This is a genomic window from Bacillus sp. FSL K6-1003, from assembly GCF_037964945.1.
GTDB lineage: Bacteria > Bacillota > Bacilli > Bacillales > Bacillaceae > Bacillus > Bacillus mojavensis.
On record NZ_CP150176.1, the window covers coordinates 684782 to 702709 of the forward strand.

Here is a 17928-nt window from a genome sequence, read left to right on the forward strand (position 1 = left end):
TAGGATGTCTGAAGCATATAAAAACGCAGGAGTTGACATCGAAGCCGGATATGAAGCTGTAAAACGGATGAAAAAACATGTGGAGCGTACGAAAAGGCTTGGCGTTATGGGCAGCCTTGGCGGCTTTGGCGGCATGTTTGATCTGTCGGAGCTTTCTTATCAGAAACCCGTTTTAATTTCGGGAACAGACGGTGTCGGTACAAAATTAAAGCTGGCTTTTTCCATGGATAAACATGACACGATTGGTGTAGACGCTGTCGCAATGTGTGTCAATGACGTGCTTGCGCAAGGTGCGGAGCCGCTCTTTTTCCTCGACTATTTAGCGGTCGGCAAAGCAGATCCCATGAAAATTGAGCAGATCGTACAAGGCGTTGCGGATGGCTGTGAGCAGTCAGGTTCAGCCTTGGTCGGCGGAGAAACCGCTGAAATGCCTGGATTATATACAGTTGATGAATACGATATCGCAGGTTTCTCAGTTGGTGTGGCGGAAAAGGATGAAATCGTGACCGGCGAAAACATCAAGGAAGGCCACCTTTTAATCGGACTAAGCTCCAGCGGTCTTCACAGCAACGGATTTTCCCTTGTGAGAAAGGTGCTTCTGGACGATGCAGAGCTTGATCTCGACGAGACGTATGAGCCGTTTGAACGCCCGCTCGGCGAAGAACTGCTTGAGCCGACAAGAATTTACGTGAAGCCTGTGCTTGCGGCTGTGAAAAGCGGACTCATTGATGGTATGGCGCACGTAACAGGCGGCGGATTTATTGAAAATCTTCCGCGTATGCTTCCTGAAGGCTTAAGTGCGGAAATCGATCACGGCTCTTGGCCGATCCCGCCGATCTTCTCTTTCTTGCAGGAGCATGGCAAGCTGAAAGAAGAAGACATGTTTAACGTCTTTAATATGGGCATCGGATTTGTTCTGGCAGTAAAAGAAGAACATCTCACAAAAGTCATCGGAACGCTTGAAAGCCACGGCGAAAAAGCCTATTTAATCGGGCGAGTGAAACAAGGTGAAGGCGTTACATTCGGCGGTGCTGCACTTTCATGAAAAAGTTTGCGGTATTTGCATCCGGAAATGGCTCAAACTTCGAAGCCATCGTCACACGCTTGAAAGAGGAGAACTGGGATGCGTCCGTATCACTCCTCGTTTGCGACAAACCGCAGGCGAAAGTCATCGAGCGGGCGGAAAGATTCCAGATTCCATCCTTTGCTTTTGAGCCGAAGTCTTATGAAAACAAGGCCGCATTTGAACGGGCCATTATTGAACAGCTTCATCTTCATGAAGTAGAATTGATCGTTCTCGCCGGCTATATGAGACTGATCGGTGATACGCTGCTCCAGGCATACGGAGGAAAAATCATCAACATCCATCCGTCCCTTCTTCCCGCTTTTCCTGGAATAGACGCAGTCGGACAGGCATACCGGGCGGGTGTGAAGGTGGCCGGGATTACCGTTCATTACGTCGATGAAGGAATGGATACAGGTCCGATCATCGCTCAAAAGGCAATTGACATTAATCAACATGATACATTGGAAACAATCGAACAGCGGATTCACAAGCTTGAGCATAAATGGTATCCAAGTGTGATTAAACAGCTATTAGGATTAAATAACAGAGGTGAAAAGGCATGACCATTAAACGCGCACTAATCAGTGTTTCAGATAAAACAAATCTTGTTCCTTTCGTAAAAGAACTGACAGAGCTTGGCGTTGAGGTTATTTCAACCGGCGGCACAAAAAAGCTTCTTCAAGAAAACGGTGTTGAAGTTATCGGAATTTCTGAAGTGACAGGTTTTCCGGAAATTATGGACGGTCGCTTAAAAACGCTTCATCCGAATATTCACGGCGGTCTTCTTGCAGTTCGCGGCAACGAAGAGCATATGGCGCAGATCAATGAACACGGCATTGCGCCAATTGACCTGGTTGTCGTCAACCTCTATCCATTTAAAGAGACGATTTCTAAAGAGAATGTGACGTACGAAGAGGCTATTGAAAACATTGATATCGGCGGACCTGGCATGCTGCGTGCGGCATCGAAAAACCATCAGGATGTGACGGTTATCGTTGATCCAGCGGATTACAGCCCTGTTCTGAATCAAATCAAAGAAGAAGGCGATGTTTCGCTTCAGAAAAAACGCGAGCTGGCGGCAAAAGTATTCCGTCACACTGCAGCATATGACGCGCTGATCGCTGACTATCTGACACATGTTGTCGGTGAAAAAGAACCAGAACAATTCACCGTTACATTTGAGAAAAAACAATCGCTTCGCTACGGAGAAAACCCGCATCAGGAAGCAACATTCTATCAAAGCGCGCTTCCTGTCAAGGGTTCTATTGCACAAGCAGTACAGCTGCACGGCAAAGAGCTTTCTTACAATAACATTAAAGATGCGGACGCAGCTGTTCAGATTGTTCGTGAATTCACGGAGCCTGCTGCGGTTGCTGTGAAGCATATGAATCCATGCGGCGTGGGAACTGGCGAAACGATCGCAGAAGCGTTTGACAGAGCGTTCGAAGCAGATAAAACATCGATTTTCGGCGGCATTATCGCGTTGAACCGTGAAGTGGACAAGTCAACAGCCGAAGCGCTTCATAACATTTTCTTAGAAATCATCATTGCGCCTTCATTCAGCCAAGAAGCGCTTGATATCCTGACAGCGAAGAAAAATCTTCGTCTGCTGACACTTGATGTGACAGCTGCCGTTCAAAAAGAAAAACAGCTGACATCTGTACAAGGCGGATTGCTGATTCAAGATTTAGATATGCACGGCTTTAATGATGCTGAGATCAGCATTCCGACAAAAAGAGAGCCGAACGAGCAAGAGTGGGAAGATTTGAAGCTTGCTTGGAAAGTCGTGAAACATGTGAAATCCAATGCGATCGTTCTCGCGAAGGACAACATGACAGTCGGCGTGGGAGCCGGGCAAATGAACCGCGTCGGATCAGCGAGAATCGCAATCGAGCAGGCAGGAGAAAAAGCGAAAGGCAGTGCGCTCGGATCTGATGCATTTTTCCCAATGCCGGATACTGTTGAAGAAGCGGCAAAGGCGGGCGTTACGGCTATCATTCAGCCGGGTGGATCAGTTCGCGACGAGGATTCCATCAAAAAAGCGGATGAATACGGCATTGCCATGGTGTTCACTGGCATTAGACACTTCAAACATTAAGGGGATGAAAACGACGTGAATGTATTAATTATCGGTAAAGGCGGAAGAGAACATACGCTGGCGTGGAAGGTGGCGCAAAGCAGCCTTGTTGATACGGTATTTGCCGCTCCGGGAAATGACGGCATGGCAGCTTCTGCACAGCTTGTAAACATTGAGGAAAGCGACCACGCCGGGCTTGTCTCATTTGCAAAAGAAAATCAGGTCGGGCTGACCATTGTCGGGCCTGAGGTTCCTTTAATTGAAGGCCTTGTTGACGAGTTCGAAAAAGCCGGTCTTCGTGTGTTCGGTCCGTCAAAAGCCGCTGCGATCATCGAAGGAAGCAAACAGTTTGCAAAGGATTTAATGAAGAAATACGACATACCGACCGCAGAATACGACACGTTTACATCCTTTGAAGAAGCGAAGGCTTATGTGCAGGAAAAAGGCGCTCCGATTGTCATTAAAGCGGACGGACTTGCGGCTGGAAAAGGCGTAACCGTTGCGATGACGGAAGAAGAAGCCATCGCGTGTCTGCACGATTTTCTTGAAGATGAAAAATTCGGTGATGCGAGCGCATCTGTCGTGATTGAAGAATTTCTTTCTGGCGAAGAGTTTTCCCTCATGGCATTTGTCAAAGGAGAAAAGGTATATCCGATGGTCATTGCCCAGGATCATAAACGCGCGTTTGATGGAGACAAAGGGCCGAATACAGGAGGTATGGGCGCTTACTCTCCTGTTCCACAAATTTCGGAAGATACCGTAAGTCATGCTGTAGAAACGATCGTCAAGCCAGCCGCAAAAGCAATGGTTCAAGAAGGGCGTTCTTTCACAGGCGTTTTGTACGCGGGACTGATGCTCACTGCGAATGGATCGAAGGTCATTGAATTTAATGCCCGCTTCGGCGACCCGGAGACGCAGGTTGTGCTTCCGCGTATGGAATCTGATCTGGTCAAAGTGCTTCTTGATCTTTTAGATGATAAGGACGTTGACTTAAGATGGAAGGATACGGCGGCAGTGAGTGTCGTGCTTGCTTCAGAAGGCTATCCTGAAAGCTATGCAAAAGGCACGCCGATTGGCAGCCTGACAGCACATGCTGATCAAGTTGTCGTCTTCCATGCCGGAACGAAAGCAGAAGGTGAAGAGTTCGTCACAAACGGCGGACGCGTCGCCAATGTGACCGCCTTTGACGAAACGTTTGAAGCGGCACGAAACCGAGTGTACAAGGCCGTTGATGAGATCATCAAGCCTGGACTGTTTTTCAGAAAAGATATCGGGGCGCGCGCTCTGAAGGCTGCTCAAAAATAAAGAGATGAAAAACCCGCAGATTGTGCTGCGGGTTTTTGTTATACCAAAGCGTGCCGGAAAGCGGAAGAAGAAAGCACAACAAGCGTGGTCGGTTTTCCATGGGCCATTGAAGCGTCTATAAAATCTTCTAGGGTATGCACAGATTCCGTCACCACTTTTGTCACATAGCTGTACATACCTGTAATCCGGTGGTTCTCTGCCACATCGGGGTGGGCTTCGGCAAAGGCGGCGTAGTGCTTGCAGCTTTTCGGCTCCATCAGGATAAAAGCCGTAACATGTTTGTTTAGCTTTTCAAAACAGATATCAGCGCTGTACCCGGTAATGACTCCTTTTTCCTCGAGCTTTCTGACACGTTCCGCCGCACTCGGAGAGCTGAGTCCGACAAGCTTTCCTAATTCAACCATCGTTAATCTCGCATTTTGCTGTAAATGCGAAAGAATTTGAAGGTCTGTATCATCCATTCGTATGGCTCCTTTACAAATTTAGGTGAATTGATAAAAATACCTTTTATGATTAGGTGATGTTGGTGATTTAGCTTAATTGTAGCATATAAGTGTCGTCATCTTTTTTCTATAATTAAGCCATCAACATGGGAGGAGGCATCATTTTGCCGGAATTGCAGCGTTCGATTACTTGGGTTCAAGGAGCGGCATTAACGATCGGGGCCGTATTGGGCTGCGGGATTTTAATTCTTCCGTCTGTCACGGCTGACACCGCTGGTCCCGCTTCTTTATTGGTTTGGGGATTTATGTCTTTCTTATCTTTTCTGCTCGTCGGCACACTGGCGCGCCTTGTCAGAATGGCACCAAGCGCAGGAGGAATCACGGCTTATGTACAGCTAGCTTTTCGGCCAAAAGCCGGGGCCATTTTGGGCTGGATTATGCTGGGATCGGTTCCGATCGGTGTGCCAGTGATCGCTTTGACTGGCGCACATTATGTCAGCTACGTCACAAAGGCTTCGGATTGGCAGATTGCTTTCATTGCAGCAAGTATGCTGGCGATCTCTATTTTGCTTCATATCAGGGGCATTCAATTATCAGCAAACATCAGCATACTCGTCATCTGTGTCATTTTGTTGCTGCTCGTCATTTCTGTTGCTGTTTCACTGCCTCACGTAAAAGCAGCTGAATTTAAGCCTTTTCTGCCGCATGGCTGGTTTGCCGCGGGTTCTGTTTCTGTCATCATCTTTTTTTCTTTTGTAGGCTGGGAAATGATTACTCCATTAGCTGAAGAGTTTACACATCCCGAAAAGGATGTACCAATCAGTTTATTCTTAGCGGCAGCTTGTGTGGCGGTGCTGTATATTATGCTGTCGTTTGTCACTGTGGGCACCCATGCATATGGAGAAAAGGGAGAAATCGCATCTCTGACGATGCTCATATCAAAAGGAGCGGGGGATATTGGGGTATATGTAACGACTTGTTTAGCTCTTTTTATTACATTCGCCACCATTCATGCCAACATCGCAGGGTTTTCAAGAATGGTCTATGCGTTGGCGAGAGAAGGTCATATTCCGGGGTACTTCGGGAAACTCAGTCATACAAAACATACACCTGTCCGTGTATTAACAGCGCTGGCTATCGTGTTTGGTTTCGTTCTTATGGCGAACGGCATATTTCAAATTGATCTGACAACGCTGCTGAAAGGACCAAGCTCGGCATTTATTGCATCTTACATATGCACTATGGCGGCAGCGCTGAAACTGCTGAACTGGAAGGATTCAGGCTGGTGGATGGCTTTGGGGGCGCTTCTTCTTTGTACAGTAATCTACTTATTTAGCGGCTGGGCGCTCTTGTATCCGGCTGCGTTTGTGGCTGTTGGTTTTTTCTATATGAAGACAAAGGGATATTCTGAAAAAAAGCTTGATCACATTTTATGATCAAGCTTTTTTCTTACGATTCTTGATGATCCTGTCCATGGTTTTCATCAATGGTATTTTGAAACATATAGGTTACTGGACAGAAACGCAGTATGCCTGAACCTGCCTTCATGGCGCCTATAAAGATGCAGAACAGATGCATTTTGCACCAAGGTTTTTTCGTATACTTGGCACTCGCAGCTGACATAATTGTCAGTCCGCAGGCGATACGGAAGACGGCATTGATGAGACTGATGTTTGGTTTCATGAAATCCGCTCCTTTTACTTTAAAAAGTTTTTTAATCGAACCTTCAAAAATTTGTAACGTTTTTATCGTGCGTGATGGAGAAGGATGTGATACCATGAGTCTAATACATGTAAAGGAGAGTATGTGAATGTCCGAACGCACCTTTAACTGGAAAAATAAAGACATCAGGGCACAGGTTGATGTTGTAGACTCTAAGCTGCTTCCAACGCTCCTTTTACGGAATGCTCTCGTCTTAAATCCATATGTAAAACAATGGCTGAAAAAAAACATTTGGATTTATCAGGACCGTATTGTTTATGTTGGTCATGAACTTCCGGATAGAACCGAAGAAATTCATACGATTGATTGTGAAGGAAAATACATTGTGCCTGGCTATATCGAACCGCACGCACATCCTTTTCAAATATATAATCCCCAAACGCTGGCGGAATATGTGTCTCAGTACGGTACAACGACATTCGTAAATGATAACTTATTTTTGCTTTTGCAAAGCGGAAAAAAGAAAGCGCTTACTATTTTGAACGAACTCAAAAAGCTTCCGGTTCAGTATTTTTGGTGGTCCCGGTATGACCTGCAGACCGAGGTTCTGAACGAGGATCACGTTCTTCCATTTGACGTCAGAAAGCAGTGGATTGAACATCCGGATGTCATACAAGGCGGAGAAATGACCGGATGGCCGCGTCTTGTAGATGGCGATGATTTAATGCTTCATTGTATGCAGGCCACAAAAAAACAGCGGAAACGCATAGAAGGGCATTTTCCCGGCGCTTCAGATAAAACGCTTACAAAAATGAAGCTGTTCGGAGCGGATTGTGATCATGAAGCCATGACAGGTGAGGAAGTGATGAGAAGGCTGGAGCTGGGCTATTATGTATCACTTCGCAATTCGTCCATTCGCCCTGATTTAAGAAACATATTGCAGGAGCTTCATGAAAAGGGCTTCCGCTACTATGACCACTTTTTTTACACAACAGACGGCGCTACGCCTAATTTTTATAAAGGCGGCATGACAAACGAGCTCATCCGGATTGCCCTGGAAGAAGGGGTTCCGGCAATCGATGCGTACAATATGGCATCATTTAATATCGCGAAGTATTATCAAATGGATGATTATTTAGGCATTGTCGGGCCGGGAAGACTTGCATCACTGAATATCCTTGAGGACCCGTTGCAGCCGAATCCGGTAACCGTTCTGTCAAAAGGCAAGATTCTGCGTGAAGACGGCCGTGATGTGAATGCGTTTCCACATACGAACTGGAACAAAGGCGGTCTTGTCCCGCTTGAGCTTTCATATGATATGACGATGGATGATTTGCAGTTTTCCATGCCGATGGGCGTAAAAATGCGGAATGCGGTGATTATGGAGCCGTATATGATTGAGATCGACAACTCGGTCGAACAGCTTTCATTTGACCATGATGAAAGTTATTTAACGATGCTTGACAGACATGGGAAATGGCGCGTGAATACGATGATAAAAGGATTTGCCTCAAGTGTGCAGGGATTTGTGAGCTCCTTTACGACGACGGGTGATATTGTTGCGATCGGAAAAAACAAAGCGGATATGCTGCTTGCTTTCTCCCGCATGAAAGAAATCGGTGGGGGAATTGTGCTTGCGGAAAACGGAAAAATCCTTCACGAAATTCCGCTTTCACTGTGCGGATGCGCTTCTTCGGAATCGTATGACATCGTGCTGGAAAAGGAACAGAAGCTGAGAGATCTATTGACTGAAAGAGGCTATGAGTATTGTGATCCGGTTTATACGCTGCTCTTTTTACAAAGCACGCACCTCCCGTATATACGCATTACGCCAAGAGGAATCTTCGACGTGATGAAAAAAACTGTACTCTTTCCATCGATAATGCGTTAAAATATAAAAGAGCGGGGAGCCGACATATGAAAAAATGGATGACAGTTTGCGTGCTGTGTTTCGCGTTTTTCATGCTAGTATCTTGTCAGCAGAAGGACGCTGTCCCTGATCACACAAAGAAGCTGAAAGCCCCTTTGACGGGATTGGAGACTGAGCAGAAGGCAGCTGAACGCAGGCCTGTTGCTGTCGTGGTGAACAATCACCCGAAGGCGCGGCCGCAATCAGGACTGTCTAAAGCCGACATTGTCATAGAAGCGCTTGCCGAAGGCCAAATTACAAGGTTTCTGGCCATTTTTCAAAGCCAGATGCCTGAAACTGTCGGACCTGTGCGGAGTGCGCGGGAATATTTCGTCACTCTCAGCAACGGTTTTGACAGCATATTTGTCCATCACGGCTGGAGTCCCGGCGCCAAGGAGCAGCTGGAATCCGGAGCTGCCGATTATATTAACGGATTGGATTTTGACGGAAGCTTATTTTGGAGAGCTGATTTCAGCGAACCGCCCCACAATTCCTACACGTCTTATGAGTACATAAAAAAGGCGGCGGAACAAAAGGGATATGAGCTGAAGCAGGAAACAGATCCAATGCTGTTTCAAACATCAGATGCAAAACCTGTAAATGAATCTTATAATGTTCGGGTAGATTATGGAACAAAAAACGTTACAAATCTTGTCGAATACAACTATGATAAAAAAGCTGAAGCTTATACGAGAAGCTCTGATGGTGTCATGACGACAGACCGGGAGACCGGAAAGCCGGTTGCAATGCAAAATATTTTCATTGTTGAAGCCAGCCATCATACTATTGACCAAGATGGAAGGCGTGACATCGACATAGAATCAGGGGGTAAAGGTCTGTTGTTTCAGCACGGAAACGTCATTGAAGCAGACTGGAAATATGTAAACGGGAGAATTGTGCCGGTGAAAGAAGGCAAATGGCTGCCGTTTGTACCAGGAAAGACATGGATAAATATCGTGCCTGATCTCGATGCGGCTTCCATTAGTAAAGGAGAAGGTGTGTAACGATGCAAATCGATAAATTACGCGGCAAAGAGCTGGACCAGCTATTTAACTCTATCTTATCGCTGAAAGACCTGGAGGAATGTTACCGGTTCTTCGATGATCTTTGCACAATTAATGAAATTCAATCGCTGGCTCAGCGCCTTGAAGTGGCGCGCATGCTCCGCGAAGGAAACACGTATCATAAAATTGAAACAGAAACAGGCGCATCTACTGCGACAATTTCCCGTGTGAAGCGCTGCTTGAATTATGGAAATGACGCCTATGAGATGGCACTTGACCGTGTGAAGGAGACTGAAACAGAGTCTTCTTCCAAATAAAAAACCGCCCTGCCGTTTGGGACTGACCCCTGTTTTTGAGACAGGGATCAAAACACCTTTTATACAGCCAATTGCCGATAGCTTATCGGTGATTGGCTGTTTAGTTTCGTTTGAATACGAATGTTGTTATAATAATAAATGTATTCTTTGACAGTGCGTTCTACGATGGCGGTCGTGGTTCGATTAATGCTGTTAAGATAGAACGTTTCAGACTTTAGTGAGGAATGAAACGATTCGATGGAGGCATTATCAGCGGGCGTCCCTTTGCGGGACATGCTCATGGTAATGCCTTTTGTTTTAACAGCTTTCTGATACTCATAAGATGTATACACAGATCCTTGGTCACTATGTAACACGCAGTTCTGAGGCAGTGTTGGCAGTTGATCAAGTGTGTTTAAGACAAAGTCTGTGTCCTGCTTATCTCCAATCGTGAAAGCAATTACTTCTCCATTGTATACATCCAATATACTGGAAAGGTACAATTGTTTCTGTCCATAAGGCAAATACGTGATATCCGTTACTAGTTTTTCAAGAGGATGATCGGACTGAAAGTTCCGATCTAATATATTATCAACCACGGCATATGGCTGCCCATTCTTCTTGCGCTTTTTCACCTTAACCCGGCACTGCCACTGATTTTTCTGCATGATACGCTGAACCGTTTTATGGTTAATACGCATTTCCTTTTTTAATATAGCTGTAATTTTTCGATATCCATATCGATACTTGTGCTCTCGACACAACGTGCCGATTTGTTTTTCCAAATGGCACTTGGGATGATCTTTCATCAGGTTCTTCTTCCAACGATAATAAGACGCTCGTGAGATACCTAAATGAACACAGATATTCTGTACGGTCATTGTGCCGTGCAATACTTCTACAAGTTCGACTGACGTTTGGCTATCAACTTCCTTTCCAATTCGTTGTACTTTTTTAAAACTTCATTCTGTTGTCTCAGATAACGGTTCTCTGCCTGCAGTTTCTCTAATTCGGAAGAATACTCCGGACCTTTTCCGTAAGTGTATTGCTTACCAACAGGCTGTTCAAATCGATGTGTATCCCCAGCTTTATGCCATCTAACCCATGTCTGAACCTGCGTCTTATTCTTGATATTCAATTCCTGCATGATCTCTTTCATAGGCACGCCTGCCAATCTCATTTCTACAGCCTTCTGTTTGACTTCAATCGGATAACTCATTCTTGTTCCCATACAAAAAACACCTCCAAGTCTTATTTCGGATAACAACTATCCGTTTTCAAACTTGAAGGTGTTTTTTATTTATCTCATTTTATGGGGTCAGTCCCGTTTGGCTAGGGGCGGTTTTTTTTATGAAACAATTTTCTCAATCAGTTTGTTGATGTCAATTGTGCTGCCATCCTCTTTACGATAGACAACATGCTTCTGGGAAAAATGAATCGGCGAATCGATCCCGGCTGCTGCTGCCAGATTAAACAGCCCCTCACGCAGCGAAATGACGTAGTTGCAGACACGGTGCTGCTTTTCCTCAACGCTCAGCGCTTTTTGCAGCTTCGGATCTGTTGTCGCAACGCCTGCCGGGCATGTGTTGGTGTGGCATACGAGGGCGCGGATGCATCCGACTGAAAACATCATGCCGCGTGCAATGTTGACAAAGTCAGCGCCCAGAGCTAAAGCCACCGCGATTTTGTCAGGGGTCAGCAGCTTTCCGGAAGCAAAAAGTTTCATACGGTCACGCAAGCCGTATTGTCTGAGCAGTGTATCAACGATAGGGAGCGCGGTCATAATCGGGAGGCCGACTGTGTCGGCAAGCTCATAAAAGGAAGCACCGGTACCGCCTTCACTCCCGTCTATTGTTATAAAATCAGGATGTTTTCCGCTTTTCTGCATATAAGAAAAAAGCTCATGCATGTCATCAGGCTGGCCTGCAACAATTTTAATGCCGACCGGCTTTTGACCGACGTCTCGCAGCTTTTCAATAAAATCCAGCATTTCAGGTGTGCTTGAAAATTCATGAAAGCGGTTTGGGCTGTCGATTGATTTTCCGGGTTCGACATTCCGGATTTCCGCCACTTCCTCTGACACTTTAGCGCCATCCACATGTCCGCCGCGGGTTTTTGCTCCTTGTGCGAGCTTCAGCTCAAACGCTTTAATTTGGTCAAGCCGGCTTTTCTTTTTGAATTCCTCCCACGAAAATTCCCCTTTTCTATTGCGCACACCAAAAAGGCCGGGACCGATTTGGCAGATGATATCAGCACCTCCCTTTAAGTGATACTCAGACAATCCGCCTTCACCGGTATTCATCCAAGTGCCGCCCGCCTGGTGCAGCCCTTTTGACAGCGCTGTAATGGCGCGCTCCCCAAGTGAACCGTAGCTCATGGCGGATTGCCCGACTAATCCCTTCACATAGAAAGGCTTTTCGCATGTACTCCCGCCGATGACTTGAACATCATCTGGATGGAGATAATACGGATCAGCCTTAATACGTTCGGCATGTTCGCTACGTCTGAACAGATTGTCCGAATCGATTTTATAGATGTGGGTTTCGATTTTCGGAGACTGGCTCACACGCAATTCTTCTTTTTGTTTTGGGAAAAGGGCGTTTCGGATATAATAGCCCGATTGATCAAAATCTCTTACCGAGCCGAAACCCATCATTCTGCTTTTATATTTTCCGGAAATGACAGTTTGCTCATATTCTTTTCGTGAAAAAGGCTGTTCCTCATTGTCATTGCTAAATAAATACTGCCGCAGCTCCGGTCCGATTTTTTCAAAAATATAGCGAAACCTTCCAATGACAGGATAGTTGCGGAGGATCGAATGCTCCTGCTGTTTTTCGTCCTTTATGTAGATCCAGACAAACAATGCGATGGGGATAACGATAATCCCGATGATAAATGCAATAAGTGCAATGATCATGTATTCCATCTGTTAGCCTCCCTTTTTATGTAACCATTTCCACTGTTGGAGCGTTTCCAAACAATAGAAAATATTACTGTCTGTTTCTATAAAAAGAGAGCGGAACAGCCGCTTTTTTTCTGCGGAAATAGAATCAAACCACCTTTTTCAGTGAATAACGAGAATGACGGCTTTTTCCGTTTTTCCGCGCTATGTGAATTTGTTATAATGTTTAAATGGTAATAAACGAATGGAGGAACGGATGACGTGTACGATGTAACGGAGTGGAAGCATGTCTTTAAACTCGATCCAAATAAAGATTTGCCTGATGAACAGTTGGAGATTCTTTGTGAGTCAGGGACTGATGCGGTCATTATCGGAGGAAGCGATGGTGTAACGGAGGATAATGTCCTGCGGATGCTGTCTCAGGTGAGACGGTTTTTGGTGCCGTGTGTCCTTGAGGTGTCAGCGATTGAAGCGATTGTCCCCGGCTTTGACTTATATTTTATTCCGAGTGTATTAAACAGCAAAAATCCGGATTGGATTGTCGGAATGCATCAGAAGGCCATGAAGGAATATGGAGAACTGATATCGATGGAAGAAATTGTGGCGGAAGGCTATTGTATCGTAAATCCTGATTGCAAAGCCGCGGCTTTAACGGAGGCGGACACCAATCTGAATCATGACGATATCATCGCCTATGCGCGCGTGTCTGAGCTGCTGCAGCTTCCGATTTTTTATCTGGAATACAGCGGCGCTCTTGGGGACATAGAAGCCGTGAAGAAAACGAAGGCTGTATTGCAATCGTCCACCCTGTTTTACGGAGGCGGCATCAAAGATTCGGGGACGGCGAAACAGTATGCCGGGCACGCGGATGTCATTGTGGTGGGCAACGCTGTGTATGAGGATTTTGATGAAGCGCTAAAGACAGTAGCAGCTGTCAAAGGCGAGTAGCGAAATGTACGGATTTGGTTTATGATAGAACATATGTTTGTATAGGCGGGTGACGAATTTTGAATTACATTAGCAATCAACTATTAAGCGGTTTAAACCCCGTTCAGCAGGAAGCTGTCAAAACAACGGACGGGCCTCTCTTGCTGATGGCGGGAGCGGGAAGCGGAAAGACGCGTGTCCTGACGCACAGAATCGCTTACTTAATGGCGGAAAAGCATGTGGCGCCGTGGAACATCTTGGCGATCACATTTACAAATAAAGCGGCCAGAGAAATGAAAGAACGTGTGGAGAGCATTCTCGGGCCTGGCGCGGACGATATCTGGATTTCCACATTCCACAGCATGTGTGTGCGAATTTTGCGCCGAGATATCGACCGCATCGGGATCAACCGTAATTTCTCAATCCTTGATACGGCTGACCAGCTTTCAGTCATCAAAGGGATATTGAAAGAACGCAACCTTGATCCGAAAAAATTTGATCCGAGAAGTATCCTCGGCACGATCAGCAGTGCGAAAAACGAATTGACCGAACCGGAGGAATTTTCTAAGGTTGCCGGTGGCTACTATGATCAGGTCGTCAGCGATGTATACACTGATTATCAAAAGAAACTGCTGAAAAACCAGTCTCTTGATTTTGACGACTTAATTATGACGACCATTAAACTGTTTGACCGTATTCCGGAAGTGCTTGAATTTTATCAGCGCAAATTCCAATACATCCACGTCGATGAGTATCAGGATACGAACAGAGCGCAATACATGCTCGTGAAGCAGCTGGCGGAGCGTTTCCAGAACCTTTGCGTTGTCGGCGACTCCGACCAGTCCATTTACAGATGGCGCGGGGCGGACATCGCCAACATTCTTTCCTTTGAAAAGGATTATCCGAATGCCAGCGTTATTTTGCTTGAACAAAACTACCGTTCAACAAAACGGATTTTGCGCGCGGCCAACGAAGTGATCCAAAACAACACAAACCGCAAGCCGAAAAATCTATGGACGGAAAACGATGAAGGAATTAAAATTTCCTACTACCGCGGAGACAATGAATTCGGTGAAGGACAATTTGTGGCCGGGAAAATTTATGAGCTTCATAACTCCGGCAAACGGAAGCTGTCGGATATCGCCATCTTGTACCGGACAAACGCCCAGTCCCGTGTGATTGAGGAAACGCTTCTCAAAGCGGGCCTGAACTATAACATTGTCGGCGGCACAAAGTTCTATGACAGAAAAGAAATCAAAGACATTCTCGCGTACCTGCGTCTCGTATCCAATCCGGATGATGACATCAGCTTTACGCGTATTGTCAATGTGCCGAAGCGCGGAGTCGGCGCCACATCACTTGAAAAAATCGCTTCATATGCCGCGATGAACGGCTTGTCACTATTCCAAGCGATTCAGCAGGTTGATTTCATCGGCGTCAGCGCCAAGGCTGCTAACGCGCTCGACAGCTTCAGACAGATGATTGAGAACCTGACAAACATGCAGGACTATTTATCAATTACCGATCTGACCGAAGAAATTCTCGATAAAACCGAATACAGAGAGATGCTGAAAGCAGAAAAATCAATTGAAGCCCAAAGCCGTTTAGAAAACATCGACGAGTTCCTGTCCGTAACGAAAAACTTTGAACAGAAAAGCGAAGACAAGACACTCGTTGCGTTTCTGACAGATTTGGCACTGATCGCTGATATCGATCAGCTCGACCAGAAAGAAGAGGAATCCGGCGGCACGGATGCGATCACGCTGATGACGCTGCACGCCGCAAAAGGACTGGAATTCCCGGTTGTTTTCCTTATGGGGCTTGAGGAAGGCGTCTTCCCGCACAGCCGTTCACTGATGGAAGAAGCAGAGATGGAAGAAGAACGCCGTCTAGCTTATGTGGGCATTACAAGAGCGGAGCAGGAGCTTTATCTGACCAACGCAAAAATGCGCACGTTGTTTGGCAGAACAAACATGAACCCGGAATCACGCTTTATCGGTGAAATTCCAGATGATTTATTGGAAAACCTAAATGAGAAAAAAGAAACGAGAGCGCCGTCTGCGAGAAAAATGCAGCCGAGACGCGGCCCTGTTTCCCGTCCGGTATCCTACGCAAGCAAAACAGGCGGTGATACCCTCAACTGGGCTGTCGGAGATAAAGCCGGACATAAAAAATGGGGCACAGGAACCGTTGTCAGCGTAAAAGGCGAAGGAGAAGGGACCGAACTCGATATTGCCTTCCCGAGCCCGATCGGTGTGAAGCGCCTGTTAGCGGCATTTGCGCCAATTGAAAAGCAGTAATTGAACAGGAAAGGAAGAAGCAGATGGACAAAGAAACAGCGAAGCAGCGGGCAGAAGAACTGCGCCGCACCATCAACAAGTATAGTTATGAATATTACACCTTAGATGAACCGAGCGTCCCTGATGCTGAATACGACAGATTGATGCAGGAGCTGATTGCGATTGAAGAGGAGCATCCAGACCTCAGAACGCCTGATTCTCCTACACAGCGTGTCGGCGGCGCTGTGCTTGAAGCATTTCAAAAAGTCACTCACGGCACGCCAATGCTCAGTCTGGGCAACGCGTTTAATGCTGACGATCTCCGCGACTTTGACCGCCGTGTGCGCCAGGCCGTGGGTGATGATGTGGCGTATAATGTGGAGCTGAAAATAGACGGTCTTGCTGTTTCTCTCCGTTATGAAGACGGCTATTTTGTCAGAGGCGCCACAAGAGGCGACGGAACAACGGGAGAGGATATTACGGAAAATCTGAAGACGATCCGCACTATTCCGCTCAAAATGAACCGCAGCCTTTCAATTGAAGTGCGCGGCGAGGCATATATGCCGAAACGCTCATTTGAAGCGCTCAATGAAGAACGGATCAAAAACGAGGAAGAACCGTTCGCAAATCCGCGCAATGCCGCTGCGGGATCACTCAGACAGCTTGATCCTAAAATTGCGGCGAAACGAAATCTTGATATCTTCGTCTACAGTATAGCGGAGCTTGACGAAATGGGTGTGGAGACACAAAGCCAAGGGCTTGATTTTCTCGACGACATCGGCTTTAAAACGAACCAGGAACGGAAAAAATGCGGCAGCATAGAAGAAGTCATTGCGATGATCGATGAGCTTCAAGCGAAACGCGCCGATCTCCCGTATGAAATTGACGGCATCGTCATCAAAGTGGATTCTCTCGATCAGCAGGAGGAGCTCGGCTATACGGCGAAAAGCCCGCGCTGGGCCATTGCGTATAAGTTTCCTGCAGAAGAGGTCGTGACAAAGCTTCTCGATATCGAATTAAATGTCGGAAGAACGGGTGTGATTACGCCGACCGCGATTCTTGAGCCGGTAAAAGTTGCCGGGACAACGGTCTCAAGAGCATCCCTTCATAACGAAGATTTAATTAAAGAGAAGGATATCCGGATTTTGGATAAGGTAGTCGTCAAAAAAGCGGGCGATATTATACCTGAAGTCGTGAACGTTCTCGTTGAACAGCGCACGGGGGAAGAAAAGGAATTCAGCATGCCGACAGAATGCCCTGAATGCGGCAGTGAACTCGTCCGCATTGAAGGAGAAGTGGCACTTCGCTGCATCAATCCTGAATGCCCTGCACAAATCAGAGAAGGGCTGATTCATTTTGTCTCCCGCAATGCCATGAACATTGACGGGCTTGGCGAACGAGTCATCACACAGCTGTTTCAGGAGAATCTCGTCCGAAATGTGGCAGATTTGTATAAGCTGACGAAGGAACAGGTGATTCAGCTCGAACGCATGGGCGAAAAATCAACTGAAAACCTGATCAGCTCTATACAAAAATCAAAGGAAAATTCATTAGAGCGCCTGTTATTCGGCCTCGGCATCCGATTTATCGGCTCGAAGGCTGCAAAGACGCTCGCCATGCACTTTGAAAGCTTGGACAATCTGAAAAAAGCTACCATAGAGGAACTTCTCGCAATAGATGAAATCGGTGAAAAAATGGCTGACGCAGTCATCACCTATTTCCATAAAGAAGAAATGCTCGAGCTTTTGGCCGAACTTGAGGAGCTTGGCGTAAACACACTTTATAAAGGTCCGAAAAAAGTAAAAGCAGAGGATAGCGATTCCTATTTTGCAGGCAAAACCATCGTTCTGACAGGAAAGCTGGAAGAGCTGTCAAGAAACGAAGCGAAAGCGCAAATTGAAGCGCTCGGCGGAAAGATGACTGGAAGCGTCAGTAAAAACACAGACTTGGTCATCGCCGGAGAAGCGGCGGGAAGCAAGCTGACAAAAGCGCAAGAGCTGAACATTGAAGTGTGGAATGAACAACAGCTAATGGGAGAGCTAAAGAAATAAGAGGAGT

15 protein-coding genes are annotated in these 17928 nt (G+C 46.4%); 11 read left to right on the forward strand and 4 right to left on the reverse strand.

All coding sequences use genetic code 11. The annotated features are described in order from the left end of the window. The first annotated feature begins 4 nt into the window (after positions 1 to 4). From purM to purD, 4 genes are read left to right on the forward strand one after another with little or no spacing between them, the layout of a single operon-like run. A complete protein-coding gene (gene purM / locus NSU16_RS03525; RefSeq protein WP_326204335.1) occupies positions 5 to 1045 on the forward strand; it encodes a phosphoribosylformylglycinamidine cyclo-ligase in 1041 nt (346 codons plus the stop codon). Further along, positions 1042 to 1629 carry a phosphoribosylglycinamide formyltransferase gene (purN, locus tag NSU16_RS03530; RefSeq protein ID WP_010333252.1) on the forward strand — a complete coding sequence of 196 codons (588 nt, stop codon included), beginning with the start codon at positions 1042 to 1044 and terminating at the stop codon, positions 1627 to 1629. Before purM ends, purN begins: the two co-directional genes overlap by 4 nt. Next, on the forward strand, positions 1626 to 3164 hold the full coding sequence (purH, locus tag NSU16_RS03535; protein ID WP_339192086.1) for a bifunctional phosphoribosylaminoimidazolecarboxamide formyltransferase/IMP cyclohydrolase: 1539 nt from the start codon (positions 1626 to 1628) through the stop codon (positions 3162 to 3164). Before purN ends, purH begins: the two co-directional genes overlap by 4 nt. 15 nt (positions 3165 to 3179) lie before the next feature. Further along, a complete protein-coding gene (gene purD / locus NSU16_RS03540) occupies positions 3180 to 4448 on the forward strand; it encodes a phosphoribosylamine--glycine ligase (protein ID WP_326204332.1) in 1269 nt (422 codons plus the stop codon). A gap of 38 nt (positions 4449 to 4486) precedes the next feature. Here the strand turns inward: purD and NSU16_RS03545 are convergent, their stop codons facing one another. Further along, positions 4487 to 4909, reverse strand: a complete 423-nt coding sequence (locus tag NSU16_RS03545) for an Lrp/AsnC family transcriptional regulator (RefSeq protein ID WP_168747102.1) — start codon at positions 4907 to 4909, stop codon at positions 4487 to 4489. Positions 4910 to 5052: 143 nt separating this feature from the next. Between NSU16_RS03545 and NSU16_RS03550 the strand changes: the two genes are divergently transcribed. Then, positions 5053 to 6327: an amino acid permease gene (locus NSU16_RS03550; protein WP_168749395.1), complete on the forward strand. Its 1275-nt coding sequence runs from the start codon at positions 5053 to 5055 to the stop codon at positions 6325 to 6327. 13 nt (positions 6328 to 6340) lie between these two features. On the opposite strand, the gene NSU16_RS03555 is transcribed toward NSU16_RS03550, so the two are convergent. Further along, positions 6341 to 6574, reverse strand: a complete 234-nt coding sequence (locus NSU16_RS03555) for a DUF2892 domain-containing protein (protein ID WP_029441181.1) — start codon at positions 6572 to 6574, stop codon at positions 6341 to 6343. A 127-nt stretch (positions 6575 to 6701) separates the two neighbouring features. Here NSU16_RS03555 and NSU16_RS03560 point away from each other — a divergent pair, with 127 nt between their 5' ends. The 3 genes from NSU16_RS03560 to NSU16_RS03570 are packed head-to-tail and all read left to right on the forward strand — an operon-like array spanning position 6702 to position 9783. Then, on the forward strand, positions 6702 to 8444 hold the full coding sequence (locus NSU16_RS03560) for an adenine deaminase (protein ID WP_286058945.1): 1743 nt from the start codon (positions 6702 to 6704) through the stop codon (positions 8442 to 8444). A gap of 26 nt (positions 8445 to 8470) precedes the next feature. Further along, positions 8471 to 9466 carry a DUF3048 domain-containing protein gene (locus tag NSU16_RS03565; protein WP_229148738.1) on the forward strand — a complete coding sequence of 332 codons (996 nt, stop codon included), beginning with the start codon at positions 8471 to 8473 and terminating at the stop codon, positions 9464 to 9466. A 2-nt stretch (positions 9467 to 9468) separates the two neighbouring features. Continuing rightward, on the forward strand, positions 9469 to 9783 hold the full coding sequence (locus NSU16_RS03570) for a YerC/YecD family TrpR-related protein (protein WP_003219429.1): 315 nt from the start codon (positions 9469 to 9471) through the stop codon (positions 9781 to 9783). 59 nt (positions 9784 to 9842) lie between these two features. On the opposite strand, the gene NSU16_RS03575 is transcribed toward NSU16_RS03570, so the two are convergent. Both NSU16_RS03575 and NSU16_RS03580 read right to left on the reverse strand, forming a co-directional pair. Further along, positions 9843 to 10993 (reverse strand): IS3 family transposase gene (locus NSU16_RS03575; protein ID WP_174754426.1). Its coding sequence is split into 2 segments (ribosomal slippage): positions 9843 to 10720 and positions 10720 to 10993, totalling 1152 coding nucleotides; the frame shifts between segments, so codons are not numbered across the junction. Between the two features lie 117 nt (positions 10994 to 11110). Then, a complete protein-coding gene (locus NSU16_RS03580) occupies positions 11111 to 12688 on the reverse strand; it encodes an FMN-binding glutamate synthase family protein (RefSeq protein WP_339192088.1) in 1578 nt (525 codons plus the stop codon). Positions 12689 to 12925: 237 nt separating this feature from the next. On the opposite strand from NSU16_RS03580, the gene NSU16_RS03585 reads away from it, so the two are divergent. Genes NSU16_RS03585 through ligA form a run of 3 tightly spaced genes read left to right on the forward strand, consistent with a single transcriptional unit; the run spans position 12926 to position 17921 of the window. Further along, a complete protein-coding gene (locus NSU16_RS03585; RefSeq protein WP_339192089.1) occupies positions 12926 to 13612 on the forward strand; it encodes a heptaprenylglyceryl phosphate synthase in 687 nt (228 codons plus the stop codon). A gap of 59 nt (positions 13613 to 13671) precedes the next feature. Next, on the forward strand, positions 13672 to 15891 hold the full coding sequence (gene pcrA, locus NSU16_RS03590; protein ID WP_168747107.1) for a DNA helicase PcrA: 2220 nt from the start codon (positions 13672 to 13674) through the stop codon (positions 15889 to 15891). Between the two features lie 23 nt (positions 15892 to 15914). Next, positions 15915 to 17921, forward strand: a complete 2007-nt coding sequence (ligA, locus tag NSU16_RS03595; RefSeq protein WP_010333262.1) for an NAD-dependent DNA ligase LigA — start codon at positions 15915 to 15917, stop codon at positions 17919 to 17921. Positions 17922 to 17928: the final 7 nt, after the last annotated feature.

Excerpts from the sequence above, each read along its gene's own strand:
- purM (WP_326204335.1), top strand. The coding sequence starts at position 5 with ATGTCTGAAGCATATAAAAACGCAGGAGTTGACATCGAAGCCGGATAT.
- purN (WP_010333252.1), top strand. The coding sequence starts at position 1,042 with ATGAAAAAGTTTGCGGTATTTGCATCCGGAAATGGCTCAAACTTCGAA.
- purH (WP_339192086.1), top strand. The coding sequence starts at position 1,626 with ATGACCATTAAACGCGCACTAATCAGTGTTTCAGATAAAACAAATCTT.
- NSU16_RS03545 (WP_168747102.1), bottom strand. The coding sequence starts at position 4,909 with ATGGATGATACAGACCTTCAAATTCTTTCGCATTTACAGCAAAATGCG.
- NSU16_RS03555 (WP_029441181.1), bottom strand. The coding sequence starts at position 6,574 with ATGAAACCAAACATCAGTCTCATCAATGCCGTCTTCCGTATCGCCTGC.
- NSU16_RS03560 (WP_286058945.1), top strand. The coding sequence starts at position 6,702 with ATGTCCGAACGCACCTTTAACTGGAAAAATAAAGACATCAGGGCACAG.
- NSU16_RS03565 (WP_229148738.1), top strand. The coding sequence starts at position 8,471 with ATGAAAAAATGGATGACAGTTTGCGTGCTGTGTTTCGCGTTTTTCATG.
- NSU16_RS03570 (WP_003219429.1), top strand. The coding sequence starts at position 9,469 with ATGCAAATCGATAAATTACGCGGCAAAGAGCTGGACCAGCTATTTAAC.
- NSU16_RS03580 (WP_339192088.1), bottom strand. The coding sequence starts at position 12,688 with ATGGAATACATGATCATTGCACTTATTGCATTTATCATCGGGATTATC.
- ligA (WP_010333262.1), top strand. The coding sequence starts at position 15,915 with ATGGACAAAGAAACAGCGAAGCAGCGGGCAGAAGAACTGCGCCGCACC.